14 protein-coding genes are annotated in these 18,534 nt (G+C 60.1%); 9 read left to right on the forward strand and 5 right to left on the reverse strand.

Translation table 11 applies throughout. The features are described 5' to 3' along the window. Nucleotides 1–72 precede the first annotated feature (72 nt). Nucleotides 73–2,625: an aminopeptidase N gene (gene pepN, locus ACOQOQ_RS10745; RefSeq protein ID WP_420566986.1), complete on the reverse strand. Its 2,553-nt coding sequence runs from the start codon at nucleotides 2,623–2,625 to the stop codon at nucleotides 73–75. A gap of 203 nt (nucleotides 2,626–2,828) precedes the next feature. Here pepN and ACOQOQ_RS10750 point away from each other — a divergent pair, with 203 nt between their 5' ends. The 3 genes from ACOQOQ_RS10750 to ACOQOQ_RS10760 all read left to right on the forward strand — a co-directional run bounded on the left by ACOQOQ_RS10750 (nucleotide 2,829) and on the right by ACOQOQ_RS10760 (nucleotide 6,367). After that, the gene (locus ACOQOQ_RS10750) at nucleotides 2,829–4,985 is read left to right on the forward strand and encodes a malate synthase G (RefSeq protein ID WP_420566987.1); all 2,157 of its coding nucleotides are present in this window, start codon (nucleotides 2,829–2,831) and stop codon (nucleotides 4,983–4,985) included. Between the two features lie 59 nt (nucleotides 4,986–5,044). Continuing rightward, a complete protein-coding gene (locus ACOQOQ_RS10755) occupies nucleotides 5,045–5,473 on the forward strand; it encodes a GlcG/HbpS family heme-binding protein (RefSeq protein ID WP_420566988.1) in 429 nt (142 codons plus the stop codon). Nucleotides 5,474–5,590: 117 nt separating this feature from the next. Continuing rightward, nucleotides 5,591–6,367 carry a gamma-glutamyl-gamma-aminobutyrate hydrolase family protein gene (locus ACOQOQ_RS10760; RefSeq protein ID WP_420566989.1) on the forward strand — a complete coding sequence of 259 codons (777 nt, stop codon included), beginning with the start codon at nucleotides 5,591–5,593 and terminating at the stop codon, nucleotides 6,365–6,367. Between the two features lie 2 nt (nucleotides 6,368–6,369). On the opposite strand, the gene ACOQOQ_RS10765 is transcribed toward ACOQOQ_RS10760, so the two are convergent. From ACOQOQ_RS10765 to ACOQOQ_RS10775, 3 genes are all read right to left on the reverse strand, one after another. Beyond that, nucleotides 6,370–8,811, reverse strand: coding sequence for a Hint domain-containing protein (locus tag ACOQOQ_RS10765; RefSeq protein ID WP_420566990.1), 2,442 nt, complete (start codon nucleotides 8,809–8,811; stop codon nucleotides 6,370–6,372). Between the two features lie 146 nt (nucleotides 8,812–8,957). Continuing rightward, nucleotides 8,958–11,198 (reverse strand): molybdopterin cofactor-binding domain-containing protein, encoded by a 2,241-nt coding sequence (locus ACOQOQ_RS10770; protein ID WP_420566991.1) that lies wholly within the window; start codon nucleotides 11,196–11,198, stop codon nucleotides 8,958–8,960. Between the two features lie 3 nt (nucleotides 11,199–11,201). Further along, on the reverse strand, nucleotides 11,202–11,663 hold the full coding sequence (locus tag ACOQOQ_RS10775) for a (2Fe-2S)-binding protein (protein ID WP_420566992.1): 462 nt from the start codon (nucleotides 11,661–11,663) through the stop codon (nucleotides 11,202–11,204). Between the two features lie 105 nt (nucleotides 11,664–11,768). Between ACOQOQ_RS10775 and ACOQOQ_RS10780 the strand changes: the two genes are divergently transcribed. Then, the gene (locus ACOQOQ_RS10780) at nucleotides 11,769–12,371 is read left to right on the forward strand and encodes a TetR/AcrR family transcriptional regulator (protein WP_420566993.1); all 603 of its coding nucleotides are present in this window, start codon (nucleotides 11,769–11,771) and stop codon (nucleotides 12,369–12,371) included. On the opposite strand, the gene ACOQOQ_RS10785 is transcribed toward ACOQOQ_RS10780, so the two are convergent. Further along, nucleotides 12,368–13,120 carry an SDR family NAD(P)-dependent oxidoreductase gene (locus tag ACOQOQ_RS10785; RefSeq protein WP_420566994.1) on the reverse strand — a complete coding sequence of 251 codons (753 nt, stop codon included), beginning with the start codon at nucleotides 13,118–13,120 and terminating at the stop codon, nucleotides 12,368–12,370. The genes ACOQOQ_RS10780 and ACOQOQ_RS10785 overlap by 4 nt on opposite strands. Before the next feature lie 156 nt (nucleotides 13,121–13,276). Here ACOQOQ_RS10785 and ACOQOQ_RS10790 point away from each other — a divergent pair, with 156 nt between their 5' ends. The 5 genes from ACOQOQ_RS10790 (at nucleotide 13,277) to ACOQOQ_RS10810 (ending at nucleotide 18,378) form a co-directional block, all read left to right on the forward strand. After that, nucleotides 13,277–14,236 (forward strand): MBL fold metallo-hydrolase, encoded by a 960-nt coding sequence (locus ACOQOQ_RS10790; RefSeq protein WP_420566995.1) that lies wholly within the window; start codon nucleotides 13,277–13,279, stop codon nucleotides 14,234–14,236. Next, nucleotides 14,227–14,661: a rhodanese-like domain-containing protein gene (locus ACOQOQ_RS10795; RefSeq protein WP_420566996.1), complete on the forward strand. Its 435-nt coding sequence runs from the start codon at nucleotides 14,227–14,229 to the stop codon at nucleotides 14,659–14,661. The genes ACOQOQ_RS10790 and ACOQOQ_RS10795 overlap by 10 nt, the downstream gene beginning before the upstream one ends. Nucleotides 14,662–14,737: 76 nt before the next feature. Next, nucleotides 14,738–15,190, forward strand: coding sequence for a methyltransferase family protein (locus tag ACOQOQ_RS10800; RefSeq protein ID WP_420566997.1), 453 nt, complete (start codon nucleotides 14,738–14,740; stop codon nucleotides 15,188–15,190). 124 nt (nucleotides 15,191–15,314) lie between these two features. Then, complete coding sequence (locus tag ACOQOQ_RS10805) at nucleotides 15,315–16,889, forward strand: Re/Si-specific NAD(P)(+) transhydrogenase subunit alpha (protein WP_420566998.1); 1,575 nt, start codon at nucleotides 15,315–15,317, stop codon at nucleotides 16,887–16,889. Nucleotides 16,890–16,902: 13 nt separating this feature from the next. After that, the gene (locus ACOQOQ_RS10810; RefSeq protein ID WP_420566999.1) at nucleotides 16,903–18,378 is read left to right on the forward strand and encodes an NAD(P)(+) transhydrogenase (Re/Si-specific) subunit beta; all 1,476 of its coding nucleotides are present in this window, start codon (nucleotides 16,903–16,905) and stop codon (nucleotides 18,376–18,378) included. Nucleotides 18,379–18,534 lie beyond the last annotated feature (156 nt).

The following is an 18,534-nucleotide window of genomic DNA, read 5'->3' on the forward strand; positions in this document are numbered from 1 at the left end:
GCATTTGGCCTCTTTTTTTGAAGGCATAGTGACAGGCTTGCTTCAGTTCGAGTGCGTATGGTTCCCGGCTGGTTATGCCTTTCGGATCCGCTGGACCATCTCCTGAGTATCGCGGCTCAGCTCTGGTTGGGACAGGATCCGGTCCAACTGGGTGGCGATAAGCGCTTGTCGGTCCGCGTCATAGCGTTTCCATGTTTCAAAGGCCGAGCACATCCGCGCTGTGGTTTGCGGGTTCAGCGGGTCCAGCTTGATCAGCCAGTCAGCCAACAGCGCATAGCCCGCGCCACTTGCCTGGTGGAAGGCGGCGGGGCTCATGGCCAGGGCGCCCAGGGTGGCGCGGAACCTGTTGGGGTTTTTCATGGTGAAATCGGCGTGCTGTGTCAGCGCCCGGGCCACATCGACCGCAGCCGCAGGATCAGCCTGCACGATCTGCATCGAGAACCACTTGTCGATCACAAGGCGGTCATGCTGCCATTGATCATAAAACGCCTGCGTCGCCGCCTTGCCCTTGCCCGCAGACAGAAGGCAGCCAAAGGCGGCCAGTTGCTGGGTCATGTTGTCGGCGGCATCATATTGCTTCTGCGCCTGAGCGCCGCCATCCAGACGAGAGATCAGGGTCAGCGCGGTATTGGCCAGCGCCCGTGCCCCGGATTGGGCGGCGTCAGGTTGATAGACGTCTTCGGTCTGATACTGCGCGTAAAGCCGCGGCAGCAGGTCTTGCATATGCTGTGCCATCGCCTGTTTCTGCGTCTCAAGCGCCTGCCAGATCGTCTGGGGGTCGGGCGTTTCGTCCATGTCGAACAGGCTTTGGGCCAGCTCGTCCTGGCTGGGCAGGCTGGTAGCCAAGGCGCGAAAGGCCGGGTCCAGCGTGTCGTCGCGCAGCACTGCCGTCAGCGCCTCCAGATAGGCGTCATCGGGCGCGGCGCCATCGCGGATCATGCGGATCAACCCATCGCGGGCCAGCGCGCGGCCAGATTCCCAGCGGTTGAACGGGTCGGTGTCATGCGCCAGCAGGAAGGCGCGTTCCGCATTGGTGGTCTCGCGCTGCAAAATCACTGGGGCCGAGAATTCACGCAGGATCGAGGGCACGGGTTTGGCGGCCAGCCCGTCGAATTTGAACGACTGCTCGGCCTCGGTCATCTCCAGCACGGTGGTCGGGACCACTTCATCCCCGTTGGGGTTCAGCAGACCGACGGCGATTGGGATAACGCGCGGGTCTTTGACGTCCTGCCCCGGAGTGGGCGGCGTGTCCTGCCGGAAGGTAAGCGTATAGGTGCCGTTGTCGAACGCATCGCTGACAGATACCCGAGGTGTGCCAGCCTGGCTATACCACCGTTTGAACTGGGTCAGATCGCGGCCAGTTGCGTCCTGAAATACCTGCAGCCAATCCTCGATCGTGGCGGCATCGCCATCGTGGCGGTCAAAGTACAGGTCAAGCGCCTTGTAATACGCTTCGTCCCCGACCAGCGTTTTCAGCATTCCGATCAGTTCGGCGCCCTTTTCGTACACTGTGGCTGTGTAGAAATTGTTGATCTCGACAAAGCTTTCGGGGCGCACCGGGTGGGCGAGGGGGCCGTTATCTTCACGGAACTGACGGCCACGCAGGGCGATCACGTCCTCGATCCGTTTCACGGATTCCGAGCGCATATCGGCGGTGAACTGCGCGTCGCGATAGACCGTCAGCCCCTCTTTCAAACACAGCTGGAACCAGTCGCGGCAGGTGATGCGGTTACCGGTCCAGTTGTGAAAGTATTCATGGGCGATGATCGCCTCGATCCGTTCGAAATTGGCATCGGTGGACGTGTCGGGCGAGGCCAGAACGCAGGACGAGTTAAAGATATTCAGCCCCTTGTTCTCCATTGCGCCCATGTTGAAATCGTCCACGGCGACGATGTTGAAAATGTCCAGATCGTATTCGCGGCCATAAACATCCTCGTCCCATTTCATGGACTTTTTCAGCGCCTCCATGCCAAAGGCGCATTTGCCCTCGTCGCCGGGGCGGACGTAGATGTTCAGGTCTACTTTTTTACCCGACTTGGTGATGAAACTGTCCGGATGGGCCACCAGATCGCCCGCAACCAAAGCGAACAGATAGGCGGGTTTGGGCCAGGGATCATGCCATTCGGCCCAGCCCTCTCCGCTGTCGGTGGGGTTGCCGTTGGACAGCAGCACGGGCTCTGATCCCTCGATCCGTACCGAGAAGACGCTCATCACGTCAGGACGGTCGGGATAGAAGGTGATCTTGCGGAACCCCTCGGCCTCGCATTGGGTGCAATACATGCCGTTCGACATATAGAGCCCCTCAAGCGCGGTGTTGGTCACGGGGCTGACTTCAACCTCGGCCTCCCACACGAAGGGGGCGACCGGCACATCGCAGCTTAGGCCCTGCTGGGTCACGTTAGGCATGACCTCGGCCCCGTCGATCCTGGCCCAGACCAGTTTCAACTGCTCGCCATGCAGGAAAAACGAACGGTCCGTGGCCTCGGGGTTGGGACGGAACGCGATGCGGCTGATCACCCGCGTGGCATCGGGGGCCAGGCGAAAGGTCAGCTCGACCTTGTCCACGATAAAGCCAAAGGGCGTGTAATCGGACAGGTAGATGGTTTGCGGTGCAGCGTCTTTCATCGGGGCCTCAGGCTTGGGGTTGTTTTCAGCGACGTTATGGGGATCGGCGGTGGGCTTCAATGGCCAGTCTGCGGATGGGATTATTCGCCAATTTTTGAAGCAGCTTGGTTCAAATTGGTAAAAAAAATTGACCACACTTGTTGCCTATAGGAAACTTCCGCTCTATTCAGGGGCAAGAGGATGGCCAATCAAGGGGGAACGCAATGACCAATAGCATCGACAAATACGGGCTGCATGTCGCGCCCGAGCTGCTGGAGTTCATCGAGCGCGAGGCGCTGCCCGGAACCGGTGTTTCATCCGACGATTTCTGGGCGGGTTTGTCGCGCATCACCCACGAGCTGGGTCCGAAAAACCGGGCGCTGTTGGAAAAACGCGAAGAATTTCAGCAAATGCTGGACGCTTGGCACCAATCACATCGGGGCCAACCCCACGATGCCGCGGCCTACAAAGCCTATCTGGAAGAAATCGGATATCTGGTGCCCGAAGGCGCTGATTTCCAGATCGAGACCCAGAATGTCGACCCCGAGATCGCCCAGATCCCCGGCCCGCAGCTGGTGGTGCCGATCATGAATGCCCGGTTTGCGCTGAATGCGGCGAATGCGCGGTGGGGCTCTTTGTATGACGCTTTGTATGGCACCGATGCGCTGGGGGATTTGCCCAAGGGCGGGGCCTTTGACGTTGAACGCGGCGCGCGGGTGATTGCCTGGGCCAAGTCCTTTCTGGATCAGGCACTGCCGCTTGATGGGGCTGTCTGGGCGGACGTAGATAAACTGGCCGTAGATGGCGACGCCCTGGTGATCGAGGCCAAGGGCACCTCCGTTTCCCTTAAGAATCCCAGCCAGTACGCGGGCCATGCCGAGCCCGACGGTTGGCGCATGTTCCTGTTCAAAAACAACGGTTTGGGCATCGAAATCCTGGTGAACTCCGAAAATCAGATCGGCGAGACCGATCCGGCTGGGATCGCCAGCGTTAACCTTGAATCCGCCATGTCCGCCATCATGGATTGCGAGGACAGCGTCGCCGCCGTGGATGCCGCCGATAAGGTGCTGGCCTATGGCAACTGGCTGGGCCTGATGAAGGGCGATCTTTCTGAAACCTTTGAAAAGGGCGGTCAGACGATCACCCGGGAAATGCACGGCGATTTCACCTATACCGGCCCTGACGGCGCTCCCGTGCCAGTCAAATGCCGCAGCCTGATGCTGGTGCGTAACGTGGGTCACCTGATGACCAACCCGGCCATTGTGGACCGCGACGGGCTTGAGATCGGAGAGGGGTTGATGGACGCCCTGTGCACCACCCTGATCGCCATGCATGACCTGCGGAAAACCGACGGGATGCGCAATTCCGTCACGGGCTCGGTTTATGTGGTGAAGCCAAAAATGCACGGCCCCGAAGAGGTCGCCTTTGCCGATGAGATCTTCTCGATGGTCGAGGACATCCTGGGCCTGCCGCAATACACCGTGAAACTGGGGATCATGGACGAAGAGCGCCGCACCTCGGCCAACCTTAAGGAATGCATCCGCGCGGCCAAGCATCGGGTGGCCTTTATCAATACCGGTTTCCTGGACCGGACCGGCGACGAGATCCACACCTCCATGGAGGCCGGGCCCTTCCTGCCAAAGGGCGAGATGAAGTCGACGCCCTGGATTCAGTCCTACGAGGATCGCAACGTCGATATCGGGCTGGCCTGCGGGTTGCAGGGGAAGGCTCAGATCGGCAAGGGGATGTGGGCGATGCCCGACCTGATGGCCGACATGCTGGAGGCCAAGATCGGCCACCCGATGTCGGGCGCGAACTGTGCCTGGGTGCCGTCGCCCACCGCCGCCACTTTGCACGCCACGCATTACCACAAGGTGGACGTGCTGGCCCGTCAGGATCAGATCAAGGCCGGCGGCGCGCGTGGCACATTGGACGATTTGCTGACCATTCCGGTGGCCACGGGGCGCAATTTCAGTGACGCGGAAATCACCCGCGAGGTGGAAAACAACGCCCAGGGCATTCTGGGCTATGTGGTGCGCTGGGTGGACCAGGGGGTTGGGTGCTCGAAAGTGCCGGACATCAATGATATCGGCCTGATGGAGGACCGCGCAACCTGCCGGATCAGCTCTCAGGCGCTGGCCAACTGGCTGCATCATGGCGTTGTGTCAGAGGCGCGCGTGATGGAGGCGATGCGCAAAATGGCCGCTGTGGTGGACCGCCAGAACGCGGGCGACCCGCTCTATCGTCCCATGGCCCCCGGTTTTGACGGAATTGCCTTTCAGGCGGCCTGCGATCTGGTCTTCAAGGGTCGCGTGCAGCCCAGCGGCTATACCGAGCCGGTCTTGCATCAACGCCGACTGGAACTCAAAGCAACTGGTTGATACGGTCGGGCAGGGCCCTTGGGCCCGCTCGGTTTCCCCAAATAACACAGGATAATCCCATGGCAGACCTATCGCTTCGCAAGGCTCGCACGATCATTCGCAAGGTGTTCGAGGTGGGCCGAGAGATGGAGCTTAAACCGCTCAGCACTGTTGTTCTGGATGCGGGCGGCAATGTGATCGCCTTTGAACGCGGGGATGGCGCGGCGCCAGGTCGGTTCCAGATCGCCTTTGGCAAGGCCTACGGTACCGTGATGCTGGGCATGCCTGGCAAGGCGCAGATGGCCCGGGCCGAGCAGCAGCCCTATTTCATGACCGCGCTGGCCGGTGTCTATGGCGGCAACGTCGTTCCGGTGCCCGGTGGCGTGCTGGTGCGCAACAAGAAGGGTGTAGTCGTGGGGGCTGTTGGCGTGACCGGCGATACCTCGGACAATGACGCCACCGCCGCGCTGGCCGGGATCGAATCCGTGGGGCTGTTCGGCGAGGCCTGATCTGTTGCCGCATCAGTGAGCAGACGCTGCCCCGGTGTGCGTTCGCGCGCAGTTTTCTTGTTTTGTCGCGGACGGGATGCATATATTCTGTGCGGTGAAAGTATGAAAAGGCGCGCCATGACACGTCCCATTGTTGGTATTATCGGTAATCAGCATGTCATTCACGACACGTATCAGGTGCATGCCAGCGGGCAAATGAACACCGAGGCTGTTTCGTGTGTCTCGGGCTGTTTACCGCTGACCATCGCGCCCGATCCCCGTTTTGTCAGCGTCGAAGAACTGCTTGAGGCCTGCGACGGCTTTATGCTGACCGGCGGGCGCCCCAACGTCCACCCCGAGGAATATGGCGAAGCGCCGACCGAAGCGCATGGCGATTTTGACCGCAGTCGCGATGCCATCACGCTGCCTTTGGTGCGCGCCTGCGTCGAGCGGGGCCAGCCTTTCCTTGGTATCTGCCGCGGCTTTCAAGAGGTGAACGTTGCCATGGGCGGGTCGCTCTACCCGGAAATTCGCGATCTGCCGGGCCGGATGAACCACCGGATGCCGCCCGACGGCACGCTGGAGGAAAAATTTGCCTTGCGCCATAAGGTCAGCTTTTCCGAGGGCGGGGTTTTTCACAAGCTGATGGGCGCCCAGGAGGTGATGACCAACACGCTGCACGGGCAGGGGATCAAAACCCCTGGCGCCCGGATCGTGATTGACGGCTACGCCCCCGATGGCACCCCCGAGGCGATCTATGTCGAGGGGGCCAGGGGATTTACCTGCTCGGTTCAGTGGCACCCCGAATGGGACGCGGCCAACGATCCCGTTTCACGTCCCTTGTTCACGGCATTTGGTGATGCGGTTCGGGCCTGGGCCGCGGGAAAGAAAGAAAAAGTGCTGCGCCCGGCCTAAGTTTAGGCCGACTGCAGTAACTTCGCTTCGTATTCTTTCAGACAGGGGCGCGCGGTGTCCCCATAGCTTTCAGGGTCCGAGCGCAGTTCGGGGAAAATCGCGAACAGCTCTTCGCGGGCGTGATCCATGATGCCATTCAGCCCGTGCCGACCGGGGTGATAGCTTTCGCTTTCCGCACCTTCGGCAAAGATCACCTCGTGCTGGTCGAACAGGATATGCACATAGTCGATACAGTCCTTTTCCACCTGCCGGATGGACTTGCCATTGACCAGATGCCGCGCAGCCACAAAGGCCTCGGCCGTGTTGAACAGAAGGTTCACGTTGGACGAACGCAGCAGCATCCGGTGCTGCGGTGACACCAGCAGCGGACGGGTGTTCCCAATCGCGCCCGGCGCAAAGCGGATCGGGGCGAAATCCCCGGTGCCTTTTACCTCGCGCCGCCCAGCCCAGCGAACAGGCTGGACGCCATTGTCACGGGTAATGACCAGATCACCGGGGCGCAATTCCTCGATCCGGCGGGGGCCGAAAGGGGTGCTGATGCGCGTACCCGCCTTAAAGCAGATGATGATATTCTCGATATTTTCGAAGTTCACCACGGTACCGTCCAGCAGGGTCGCAAAGCCGCTGAGGCCCCCGCTTTGGTCATCGGTATTGGTGTAGGTGACGTCGCCAAAACCGACAAGGCCGCCAAAATCCAGCGTGTCGCCATCGGTTTCGCCGGTCTCTCCGCCTTCGATCGTGATGGTGCCACCGCCCAGCCAGTCTTCGTCCAGCTCGAAGGTGTCATCGCCGCTGCCGCCGGTGACCATGTCGCCGCTGCCGACGCGCAACAGATCGTCGCCCGCCCCGCCATCCAGCACATCAGCGCCAGCGCCGCCGATCAGCGTGTCGTCGCCCTCGCCGCCGAACAGGCTGTCGTCGCCGCCGGCGCCATCCATCAAATCATTGCCCGCACCACCGTAAAAGACGTTGGTCCAGTCCACGCCCTGGCCGTCATAGCCTGTCAGCGTGTCATCCCAGTCTGAACCGATGATACCATCCAGACCGCCGGCCAGGGTGTCGCCGGTCGCGTCGCCGCCGGTGGCGGTGTTGGCGCCCAGGTCGATGTTAACGCCTTCGTCCGAGCCGCTGTAGTCCACGAAATCCATGCCCGCGCCACCGCTGAGGCTGTCGCCCCCGTCGCCGCCCGAAATCGTGTCGTCCCCGTCGCCGCCAAAAATGGTGTCGCTGCCCGCGTCACCGCTTAGGCTGTCGGCGCCGTCCTCGCCATAGATCAGGTCGTCGCCTTCGCCGCCCGATATCGTGTCATCGCCAGCCACGACCGGAACCGTTTCGAAATGCACATCCGAGACAGACAGCGCCTGACCGTTCCCAAACCCGTTGTCATAGTTGATGGTGATGGACTGCAGCGGGCCGGGGATGGTCACAAGGATCGAGCCATCCGCGTCGGTAAAACTGTTCGGCGTCAGGCTGGCCGTGATCGTACCGTCGGACAATGCGTCGTCGCCGGTCCCGCTAAGCGAAACAGTGACCGTATTGCCGTTCGCATCGATTGCGGTGATTGTGATGATGTCTTGCCAGCTGTCGCTGGAGCCGTCGATATCGTGGATCCGAAAGCTGACGTTCTGCACGTCATCCGAGTAGGAATCAGGATCGGTCGATCTGAAGGAAATCGTCGTGGTCGAGGTGTCGCCTTGCCCGCTGCCGGTAAGCGACAGGGTCGAGAACGGATCAAACGGCTCGCCCGTTCCGACATAGGTCGAGCCGGAGCTTTCGACGGAGAATCCGGTTGCATTGCCGTCGTTGGTGAAACCGACGGTGACCTCCATCACGCCAGTGGTTTGGGTAAAGCCACCCGAGATGTCGGCCTCATCCGGGCCTGCCGCGCTCCAGTCCAGGAATTCAGAGGTCGAGCTGGCCGCAGTGACGTTGTCGCCATAGATCGTGTCGTTGCCGGCGCCGCCGTCGATGACATCGCTGCCGCCACCGCCGCTGATAACATCATCGCCTTCGCCGGCCTGTACGGTATCGTCGCCATCCTGCGCCTCGATACTATCGCCCATCCCACCTGCGCCGGTGCCCACGCCGTCATCGACCTGGTCAGTATCCACATCCACATAGGAGGCGTCGATCAGATCATCGCCCCCGGTGCCCGAGACAACGCCATCAGGCTGCGGATAGGCGGGGGCGTCATTGACTTCGCCAGAATCCATGCGGCGCGGCATGACATCGGGCACGAAATAGACGTTGCCATCCGTGCCCTCGTAATAGGTGCCTTCCATGTTGTATTCGGTGACATTCAGCCGGAACCCAAGCCTTCCACTGAACGTAATACTGCCCGAGCCCAACACGGTCTCCGTGCTGAAACTGGTGGCGTTTGTATTCAATTGGTCGCCTGAATCCAGAGATCCATCACCCAAACTGACCAAAAAACCGGTGGGCATGAAACTGCTCCTGCCTCTGAGGGAAAACCCTCGAACTTGCCTCAACGTGCCATCTTTATCGTGGCATTTGAGTTTACATTACGTGAACTCGACTATTTCAGCAAGTTTTCCGGTGTTTTTCAGGGCAAAAGTAGCTTTCTGACGGGTTAGGCAAGCAGGTCGAATTGATCAATCAACGGCAACGAGCGTGCGCGCTGGCCGGTCAGATCGAACAAAGCGTTCGCCAGCGCCGGTTTAGCGGGCGGTGTGCCCGGTTCTCCAACGCCCGAGATATGCGGTTTGTTCTGCAAAATCCGCGTTTCGATCCTGGGTACGTTATGCATCCGAACCGCGTCGAAATCGGGGAAATTCTGCTGCTCTACCGCGCCTTCTTCGAATGTGATCTGTTCATGAATGGCGGCGGACAGGCCATAGATCAGACCGCCCTCAAGCTGGGCCTGGACGATCGAGGGGTCCAGCACCGTGCCCACATCTGCGGCGATCCAGGCGTTGGTGATCTTGATCCCGTCCTCTGTCTGCCGGACCTCGATCACCTCGGCCACCGGGGTGCCGAAGGAATAGGTGAAAGCCACACCGCGCCCTACGCCCTCCGGCGTTTTACCGGTCCAGCCGGACATGTCGCGCACCGCCTTCAGGCAGGCGGCCGAGATCGGGTCTTCGTTCTCCATCATCTCCAGTCGGAATGCCATCGGGTCACGGCCTGCAGCGTGGGCCAGCTCGTCAATGAATGTCTCGTGGAAGAACCCGTTGAACGACGCCCCAACCGAGCGCCAGAAGCCCACGGGCAGGTCCAGATCGGCGACGTATCCGCGGACCCGGTAGTTTGGAATCTGATAGGGCTGGTCAAAGCTGCCTTCGACCAACACCTTGTCAGGGCCGGCCATCGGAAGACCCGTCATTCGCCCTCCAGCCTGCACAGTGGCCGACTGCCCGGCGATCTGGCCGTCCAGAAGAACAGCCTTGCCATCTTTCACCGCCCCCCGGAACCGCGCGATGGCGCCGGGGCGATAAAAATCATGGGTCATGTCCTGCTCGCGCGACCAGGTCAGCTGAACCGGGGTGCCTTTCATCGCGAGGGCCAGACTGGTCGCGTATTGGGCATAGTCCACCTCTCCGCGCCGACCGAAGCCGCCGCCCATATAGGTGGTGTGCACCTCGACCTGCTCAGGCTCCAGCCCGGCGATATTGGCGCATTTGTCCCGGACGATTACGGGCGACTGGTTGCCCGCCCAGATGGTCAGCGCATCGCCCGTATAAAGCGCCGTGGCGTTCATCGGCTCCATCGTGGCGTGGGCCAGATAGGGCAGGTGATACTCGGCGGTGATCTCGGTCGCGCCGGCGGGCAGGGTGTCTGCGTCCCCGTCATCGCGCAGCTTCGAGTTCGCCTTGCCCGTGAACGCTTCGGCGATCTTGCTGTTGATGGCCTCCATCGTCTGGGGATGCGGGCCGGTGCCCCAGGTGATCTCGACCGCCTCGGCTGCTTGCATGGCAATCCAGGTGTTGCTGGCGACAACGGCGATGCCGTCGCCCAGATCAACGATCTTTTCAACGCCCGGCATGGCCAGGGCATCGGTTGCGTCAAAGCCTATCATGGTGCCGTCCAGATGCGGGTTGGTGCGCAGCGCCGCAAACTTCATCCCCTCTACGCGGACATCGATCCCGAAAGTCGCGGTGCCCGTGGATTTTTCCACCATGTCGACACGCGGAATGGATTTGCCCAGTTGCTTCCACTCGCTGGAGGGACGCAGAGGCACTTGCTTAGGGCTGACCTCGGCAGCCTCGGCGGCAAGATCGACATAGCTGATCCGGGTGCCATCGGGCAGGATCACGTGTCCTTGCCCGGTTTTTAGGCGCGACATAGCGACGCCAGAGCGATTTGCAGCGGCTTGTTTGAGCGCCTCGCGGGCACTGGCTCCGGCCGCGCGCATCTTTTCGTAGCCATCCACGATCGAAGTCGAGCCCCCGGTGATCTGCAGCGACAACAGTTTGCCCGCCTTGCCCACGGCCCGGGCGACGCCGTGCATGAAGTCGCTTTTGGCGTATTCCTTGCCGGGCAGGGCAGCGCCCAGAACCGCCTGGTTGAAATAGGCCTGAGCGGGCGGGCCGTGCAGAGTGCGGATGTCAGCCATGTCCACGTCCAGCTCTTCTGCGACCAGCGCCGCCAGCGTGGTATGCACACCCTGACCCATTTCGGCACGCGGAGTGATGATGGTGACCCCGTTCTGGTCAATGATGACATAGGGGTTCAGGACGGTTTCGCCCGCATCAGCGGTCAGCGGGTTTTCGGGCGTCTGGTTGATCTTGTAGACCCCAAAAGCGACACCCCCGGCGATTGCGGCGGACCCGATCAGGAACGAGCGACGGGCAATTTTTCCAATGCTGGCCATGAGTTAACCCTCCAGGTTGGCGGCTGCGTCGTGTATGGCGGCGCGGATGCGGGGATAGGTGCCACAGCGGCACAGATTGCCCTGCATGGCCTCGTCGATCTGACTGTCCGAGGGGTTCGGCACCTCGGACAGCAACGCTGCGGCCTGCATGATCTGGCCCGATTGGCAGTAACCGCATTGCGCGACCTGATGTTTGACCCAGGCAGTTTGCAACGCATGCATGGCGTCCGGAGTGCCCAGCCCCTCGATTGTTGTAACCTCGCCTTCGACATCGGACAGGGGTACCTGACAGCTGCGAACAGCTTCGCCGTCGATCTGTACGGTGCATGCCCCGCAGGCGGCCACGCCGCAGCCAAATTTCGTGCCGGTCAGGCCGACCTCGTCCCTCAGCACCCACAAAAGGGGCGCATCATCGGGAAGGTCAATCTGGTGGCTTTTGCCGTTGATTGTCAGCGTTTTCGACATGGCGATGGCTCCCTCATGAGCGGCAATGGATATACTGACAAAATGAATTCAAAATGTCAGTGTGTCAATTGACATTTTTAGAGCAATATGTCAGACACGATCCAAATGCATGCGATCAAACAAAAAATTTCCGGTTTAGATCCCAAGCAGCAGGCGATTTTGGCCTCGGCCTTCGAAGCGTTCCGCTGCTATGGGTTCAAGCGCACCTCGATGGAGGACATCGCCAAGGGGGCGGGGATGTCCCGTGCGGCGCTGTATCTGCATTACCGCAATAAAGAGGATATTTTTCAGTCGCTTGCGCAGGGGTATTACGACATGGCCGCCGAGGCCGTAGCACAGGTGCTGGCGCAGGATCTTCCCTTGCCCGAGCTGTTGCACCAGGCGTTTCAGGCTCAGGCTGGACCGATATACGAGGCGTTGATTTCCTCTCCGCATGGGCAGGAACTGCTGGACACCAAGCACACCCACTCGATGGAGGTTGTAGCTGAGGGGGATTCGCGGCTGGCTGGGATCTATGCCGATTGGTTGCAGGCGGGAGCCGATGCCGGAAAGATCACTTTGCAGGATCTGGGCGGCTCGCCCGAAGACGTGGCCAAAACGCTGTATGATGCCCTGCACGGGGTAAAGACCAGCCTGCAGGAGCCCGAGGCCTTTCGGGCCTCGATCCATCGGCTGGCCGTTTTGTTCGGGCGCGCGCTGACGCCTTAAACCTGCCCGCCCGCGATTTGGATTTCCTGACCGTTGCTGCTTTCGCTGACTGGGTGACATAGCCATAGGGCGGCTGCGGCGACTTCCTCAGGGGCGATCAGGCGTTTGTGGCGGTTCATTTTCACCATCATCTGGCGGGCTTCCTCTTCCGATATGCCTGCGCGTTGGGCGATTGCGTCGGTGTTGCGCGTGACAATCGGCGTGTCCACATAGCCCGGACAGATCGAGTTGAACGTATAGGGCTCGCCCATGAAATCCTCGGCGAACGAGCGGATCATCCCGATCACCCCGTGTTTCGAGGTCGCATAGGCCCCGGCACCCGGCGCCCCACGCACCCCAGCGATCGAGCTGATGGCGATGACGCGTCCCCAATCGGTGGTCAGCATTGAACGAAGAGATTCGCGGATCGTATAGAAACAGCCGTCCAGGTTGGTGGCCATGATGCGCCGCCAGAATTCGGTGTCGGTCTTGTGAAGCTTGCGGCCCTCGGCGATGCCTGCGTTGGCGATACAAATCTGAATGGGACCACGCTGGGCAACGGCCTGGTCGATAACTGCGGCCACTTGGATGTCGTCGGTGACATCCATCGCTGCAGGAAACATGTTCGGGCCGGCGACTTTTTCAAGAACCTCTAGTCGGCGGCCGGTGATGGTGACCTGCACACCTTGCGCTGCCAAGGCTCGCGCGATTGCCAGTCCGATTCCGGTGCCGCCGCCTGTGACCAATGCGTGTTTACCTTTGATATCCATGTCAGTCTCCTCCTCCACTGCGTGTATGGTTGCGAGGGCAGGGCCTTCTGGCAAGTCCGCCGTTCCGTCACTTTGGTCAGCGCGCGGTCAGGCAAGGCTTTACAAACTTATTCGCATCTGTGAATTTGTTGCGCAGTCTATCCCGGAGGAGATTTCATGACTCGTTTGTATAGTGCCAGCATTATTGCATCGCTGGCCCTGGTCGCACCGCTGGCGCAGGCCAGCGAAGATATCGCCGACCAGTACCCCCAGTCCGAGCTTTATTCCAAACCGGTCGAAGTGATCCCGCATGTTTTCTCGGCGATTGGGGCCACGGCACCGCCGACCTATGAAAACAGCGGCCATAACAACAACCTGTCCTTTGTCATCACCGGCGATGGGGTCGTGGTGATCAACGGCGGCGCCTCGGCGCGTCTGGCGGCGGCCCTGCATGACGAGATCAAGGCCATCACCGATCAGCCCGTCAAGCTGGTGATCAGCGAGAACGGGCAGGGTCACGCGATGCTGGGGAACTCGTACTGGGCGGATCAGGGCGTGGACATCCTGATGCATGTGGATGCCGCCCACGAGGTCGAAGAGAACGGTGATTTCATCCTGCAAGGCATGGAACGCTATAACCGTGACAAGGCCGAGGGCACCCGCGTGGTCATGCCCACCATCACTTTCGAGGACAAATACGAAGTCACCATGGGCGACGTGGCCTTTGAAATCACCCATCTGGGGCCGTCGCACGGGCCAGGGGACACGCAGGTCTATATTCCGCAATGGAGCATGATGATTGCCGGTGACATCGCCTTTCATGAACGCATGCTGCCGATCTTTCCGGACACCTGCACCAGCTGCTGGATCGAAACCTGGGAAGAATATTTTGCCCCGATCAACGCCACCTATGTGATCCCGGGGCACGGACATCCGACCAACATGGCCCAGGTGACACGTTATACCCATGACTACCTGGTGGATCTGCGTGAAAAGATTGGCGCGCATATCGACGAGGGCGGCGATCTGGCCGGGGCCTACTACGTGGATCAGGAACGCTGGAAAAACCTGGATACATTTGAAGAGCTGGCCACCAAGAACGCCGGCCGTGTCTTCGAAGAAATGGAATGGGAATGAAGCGCCTGCTGATTGCTGCGGCGCTGGCAGTGTCTGCGCCGGCACTGGCGGACGAGGCTCTTTTCGAGGCTGTCACCGATTACATGGACTTCGCTACCTATGACGCGGGCATCATCGTGCCTCAGCAGTTGGACAAGGCGGTCTTTGAAAGCGCGCTGTTCGTGGACACCCGCGATGCCGGGCAGTTTAAAGCGGGCACCATCCCCGGTGCGATCAACATCGACTGGCGCGAGATTCCGGGCCGTCTGGACGAGCTGCCTGATACAGGGATGGTCATCCTGTTCTGCAATACCGGCAGCCTGTCCGCGCAAGCGGTCTTTGCTGCCCGCTTGTTAGGCAAAGAAAATGTGCTGGTGCTGCAAACGGGTTTTGATGGCTGGAAGCATAATGCCGCGTGGCTGCCCGATCCGAACGGTGGTAGATGAGTATCCATAAACCTGCCCATCGTGGCGCCCAATGACCGGTTCACCTGTTGAATTGGCAAAATAAAGGTATGGCATCGTGCTCAAGTGGATTGATATCCCCCCTGCGTGGCTGCTTCTGGCGGCCGTAATCGCCTGGATACAGGGCACTTACTTTCCCGCAGGGCTAAGCTTTGGGGGATATTGGGCTGATTTCGTAGGAGGGATTCTGGTTGGCGGGGGCATTCTGTTAATGCTGCTGGCCGTGTTCGAGATGCGAAAGCACCGGACAACCGTCATTCCGCACCGCGATGCAGACACGATGGTCACATCGGGCATCTTCTCGCGGTCGCGCAACCCGATTTATCTGGGCGATGTAGTGCTTTTGGCGGGGTTGGTATTGCGGTTTGATGCCGTATTGTCTCTGCCGTTGGTGCCATTACTGTTGTGGCTGTTGGAAAAACGCTTTGTGATACCAGAGGAAAACAGGCTGAGGATCAAATTCCGCGCAAATTTCGCACGCTATTGTCAAAAGACGCGTCGTTGGATTTGACACAACGCGCGGTTCAGTGCATCTGGTGCGGGAAGCTGCGCAATAATATTGCGCGGTCAAAAAGAAATACGCTCCGAAAAATTTGGGGCCAAGGGGTTAACTGTTCTTAAGGGGGACATAAAAGTTGAAAATCGGAACTCCTAAGGAAGTGTTCGAGGGAGAAAATCGCGTTGCGATGACTCCTGACTCGGCTCTGCAACTGCAGAAGCTGGGCTACGAATGCGCCATCGAGTCCGGGGCGGGTGCCGCCGCCGGGTTCTCGGACGAGGTCTATGAGAAGGCCGGGGTCGAGATCATCAAGACCGCTGCCCAGCTGTGGAAAGGTGTCGACGTTGTTGCCAAAGTGCGTCAGCCCACCGAAACCGAGCTGAAGCGCATGGTCAACGGTCAGACTCTGATCAGTTTCTTCAACCCGGCCGGGAACGAAGAAGGCCTTGAGCTGGCCAAGTCCAAGGGCGCCAACGTGATCGCCATGGAAATGGTGCCGCGTATTTCGCGTGCTCAGAAGATGGACGCGCTGTCGTCCATGGCCAACATCGCCGGCTATCGCGCCGTGATCGAGGCGGGTAACAACTTTGGCCGGTTCTTCACCGGTCAGGTGACTGCCGCCGGGAAAGTGCCTCCCGCCAAGGTTCTGGTTGTGGGCGCTGGCGTGGCTGGTCTGGCCGCCATTGGCACCGCGACCTCGCTGGGTGCAATTACCTATGCCTTCGACGTGCGCCCCGAAGTGGCCGAGCAGGTCGAATCCATGGGCGCCGAGTTCGTTTTCCTGGACTTCGAAGAAGAGCAGCAGGATGGCGCAGCCACCGGCGGTTACGCTTCGGTTCAGTCGGATGAATTCCGCGAGGCTCAGCTGGCCAAATTCCGTGAACTGGCCCCCGAAGTGGACATCGTGATCACCACCGCGCTGATCCCCAACCGCGAAGCGCCTGAGCTTTGGACCAAGGACATGGTCGAAGCCATGAAACCGGGTTCCGTGATCGTGGACCTTGCGGCTGAAAAGGGCGGTAACTGCAAACTGACCGTCGCAGACGAGAAAATCGTGACCGAGAATGGCGTGACCATCGTCGGTTACACCGATTTCCCGTCGCGCATGGCCTCGCAGTCCTCGACCCTGTACGCGACCAACATCCGTCACATGATGACTGACCTGACCCCCGAAAAAGACGGCCAGATCATTCACAACATGGAAGACGACGTGATCCGCGGCGCCACCGTGACCTTTGACAAGGAAATCACCTGGCCGCCGCCGCCGCCCAAAGTGCAGGCGATCGCTGCTCAGAAACCCAAAGAAGCCCCCAAAGAGCTGACGCCCGAAGAAAAACGGGCCGAAGAAATTGCGGCCTTCAAAGCGCAGACCAAACAGCAGGTCACCCTGCTGGGTGTCGGTGCGGTTCTGCTGCTGGGCGTGGGCCTCGTTGCTCCGGCCAGCTTTATGCAGCACTTCATCGTGTTCGTTCTGGCCGTGTTCGTTGGTTTCCAGGTGATCTGGAACGTCAGCCACTCGCTGCACACCCCGCTGATGGCTGTGACCAACGCCATTTCGTCGATCATTATCCTGGGCGCGCTGATGCAGATCGGCTCTGGCTCGTTCCTGGTGATCATCCTCGCCGCGCTTTCGGTCTTTATGGCCGGGATCAATATCTTCGGCGGCTTCCTCGTGACCCGGCGCATGCTTGCCATGTTCCAGAAATCTTAAGGAGTAGGGACACATGGAATTCGGATTTACCACTGCGGCATATGTTGTTGCCGCTGTTCTCTTCATCCTGTCGCTGGGCGGTCTGTCGGGCCAGGAAAGCGCCAAGCGCGCTGTATGGTATGGCATCGTCGGCATGGCGCTGGCCGTTGCCGCAACCCTGATCGGCCCCGGTTCGGGCCTGTGGCTGCTGTCGATCGTCCTGATCGCGGCGGGCGGCTCGATCGGTTACTTCGTCGCGCAACGCGTGCAGATGACCGAGATGCCTCAGCTGGTCGCAGCCATGCACAGCCTGGTTGGCCTGGCGGCTGTCTTTGTGGGCTTCAACGCTCATTTCGAGATGGTCAACGTCGCCTCGGTTCTGGCAAATGCACCCACCAGCTTGAACGCCGAGGGCGTGCAGGCCTGGTTCCACGACCAGCACATGGGCTCGTTCGCCGAGCTGATAGCGCATAAAACCTCGGTCGAGCTGAACATCCTGAAAGTCGAGCTGGCGCTGGGCATCTGGATCGGTGCCGTGACCTTTACCGGTTCGATCATCGCCTATGGCAAGCTGGCGGGCAAAGTGACTTCGGCTGCGCAAAAGCTGCCCGGTGGCCACGCGCTGAACGCTGGTGCGGCCATCATCTCGGTAGTCTGCCTGATCTGGTACTTCAGCTCGGCCAGCTTCCTGCCTTTGGCGATCCTGACCCTGATGGCGCTTTTCATCGGTTATCACCTGATCATGGGTATCGGTGGCGCGGACATGCCTGTGGTTGTCTCGATGCTGAACTCGTATTCGGGTTGGGCCGCGGCTGCCATTGGTTTCAGCCTTGGCAACGATCTGCTGATCGTGGTCGGTGCGCTGGTTGGTTCCTCGGGTGCGATCCTGTCCTACATCATGTGTAAGGCGATGAACCGCTCGTTCATCAGCGTGATCCTTGGCGGCTTTGGTGGCACCACCGGTCCCGCCATGGAAGTTGAAGGTGAGCAGGTTGCGATCGACAGCGACGGTGTTGCCACCGCGCTGGAAGAGGCCGACAACATCATCATCATCCCCGGTTACGGCATGGCCGTTGCTCAGGCTCAGCAGTCGGTTTCCGAACTGACCAAGCGTCTGCGCGCGAAGGGCAAGAACGTGCGTTTCGCCATTCACCCCGTTGCGGGGCGTCTGCCGGGTCACATGAACGTGCTGCTGGCCGAAGCCAAGGTGCCTTATGACATCGTGATGGAGATGGACGAGATCAACGAGGACTTCCCCGATACGGACGTCGCCATTGTGATCGGTTCGAACGACATCGTGAACCCTGCGGCGCAGGAAGATCCCAACAGCCCCATCGCCGGCATGCCGGTTCTGGAATGCTGGAAGGCCAAGCAGGTCTTCGTGTCCAAACGTGGTCAGGGTACGGGCTACTCGGGTATCGAGAACCCGCTGTTCTATAAGGAAAACACCCGCATGTTCTATGGCGACGCGAAAAAGTCGCTGGACGATCTGCTGACCAAGATCAGCTGATAGGAACATCGCAAAGTGATCGAAAAGGGCGCCTTCGGGCGCCCTTTTTTGTTGCTTGTGCGTAGGTGAAAGGCGCCTTGGTATGCAGTTGTATTCCCTTAACCGCATGAAACAAAAGAATTATTTACTTTTGGGCTGCGATGCGTAATGTGGCCT

The organism is Thalassovita sp. (genome assembly GCF_965218685.1).
In the GTDB taxonomy this organism is placed as follows: Bacteria; Pseudomonadota; Alphaproteobacteria; order Rhodobacterales; family Rhodobacteraceae; genus Thalassobius.